Here is a 1,547-nt window from a genome sequence, read left to right as displayed (position 1 = left end):
GTTCGAAAAAACGTCATTGACCTTGTTAAAAGATGTTTGCATTGAAAATAATTTGGTTGGTTTAAGAGTCAAAACCGAGGACGACCATATCGGTCTCGAAGGGGCGTCGAGTGAGTTTGACGAAGTCCTGTCGTCAAATCTCGACCTGGGCAGTGTATTCCTGACCGAAGCGCCTGATAGTAGTGGCGTAAGTGGTTGAGATTTGTGCCTCCAGATTCACCGCAAACGTCCTGAACTACCGATATTTTTACGCAGAGTAACGCGTAAAGAACTTTCTCCTGAAGTCCTTCAAGCGATTGCTGGCAGCTATGAAAACAACAACATTGACCAACTTAACGGTTTGATCAACGAGTATATTTGTAGCATGTATTACCCTCTGGAGTTGGCCAAGGGCTTTCAGGAGATCTCTACTCAAGTATTTGAAAGCCTGATCCCCGGGGTAAAAGTTCATTGTGATTACCCCTACCTGGTAAAAGACCAATTAATCTATGGTGAATTGTTCACACTGATTCCTTTGGAAAGTGACTGGTGCCGTGGTTATATGATGCTGCAGACCACTGAAAAGGAAATCACTGATTTAATTCGCTCTGACGCAACTGCCATTCATTCAATGCGTCCGAATCGCAATGATATTAACTCGATTCTCAACGAAGCCACCAACCTGATTTGGGGTAAAGCACGCTCTTGCTACTTCTCTTCCGTTGAGAGTTTAGAAGGCAATCGTATTTATGTCCCAACGCTGGTAAACCACTCTCAAAAACATATGTCCTTTGGTTCAACCGAGCCTCAACTATGCTTTAAGTTTAAGCTGATCGACCCTAAATTCCGCTTTGATGAAATCACCATCTATCAACGCCTTATCTTCAACCTTAGCTGGTCACCTGAAAAGTTTACTGAAAACGATCAAATTGTAGAGCACCTGGTTGAAGATGGTGATTTGGAAATGTTTTAATCAAACAACAGAGGCCAAAATTGGATTACGAGTTTTTGTTTGATGAGAGTTCCCAGCCGCAAGCCCTATTTTCTAGCGGCCATGAAGCTATCGCTACTTACTTCAATATGGAGCTAAAGACTATCGTCGCAATTGACGAGGTTTAACAATAATAGACAAAGTGGAAAAAGGACAAATCACTCAATACCACTTTCAAGGCTCTGAATTTCAACTCAGGTTAGACAAAGTGGGAGCAGAAGTTCTTGCGAACGCTCTCGGTTATGAGGTCTACGAAGAGCTTCCTGAAAATACAGAATTATATGACCAGGAGCTCCAGGCAGAATGTGGTTTACTTGACTTCCAACAAGCCTTGCTAGAATGGCAGCGTTTTATTAAAAACAAAAGCCTGCCCTAGAACGATAGTTTCTTCTATCAGTTCATCACACCAAGCTTACGTTTTACATAGGTACCAGGGGCATCACATAAGACTTCAAGCTTTCCTGCTTCGGGCAAACGAGCTTCGATCTCTTCGCCTTTATAGGGCTGGAGCCAGTCGTTCCAATGTGTCCACCAACTGCCTTTATGGTGCTCACTCGCCGCGAGCCACTCATCCGCA

At 43.6% G+C, this 1,547-nt stretch carries 5 protein-coding genes; 4 read left to right on the top strand and 1 reads right to left on the bottom strand.

The annotated features are described in order from the left end of the window. From A3729_RS11810 to A3729_RS11800, 4 genes are all read left to right on the top strand, one after another. The coding region (locus tag A3729_RS11810) for a hypothetical protein (RefSeq protein WP_197475814.1) at nucleotides 1-199 on the top strand (199 nt) is incomplete at its 5' end. Nucleotides 200-202: 3 nt separating this feature from the next. After that, the gene (locus A3729_RS11805) at nucleotides 203-952 is read left to right on the top strand and encodes a chemotaxis protein CheX (protein WP_068633895.1); all 750 of its coding nucleotides are present in this window, start codon (nucleotides 203-205) and stop codon (nucleotides 950-952) included. A gap of 20 nt (nucleotides 953-972) precedes the next feature. Next, nucleotides 973-1,098, top strand: coding sequence for a YacL family protein (locus tag A3729_RS34250; protein ID WP_197469622.1), 126 nt, complete (start codon nucleotides 973-975; stop codon nucleotides 1,096-1,098). Nucleotides 1,099-1,112: 14 nt separating this feature from the next. Continuing rightward, nucleotides 1,113-1,346, top strand: coding sequence for a YacL family protein (locus A3729_RS11800; protein WP_197469623.1), 234 nt, complete (start codon nucleotides 1,113-1,115; stop codon nucleotides 1,344-1,346). Nucleotides 1,347-1,363: 17 nt separating this feature from the next. Here A3729_RS11800 and A3729_RS32975 read toward each other — a convergent pair. Beyond that, nucleotides 1,364-1,547: hypothetical protein (locus A3729_RS32975; protein WP_197475813.1), on the bottom strand; the 184-nt coding region annotated here is incomplete at its 5' end.

The sequence above is a fragment of the Oleiphilus sp. HI0043 genome (assembly GCF_001634935.1).
This window is presented reverse-complemented; position numbering and strand designations above follow the sequence as displayed.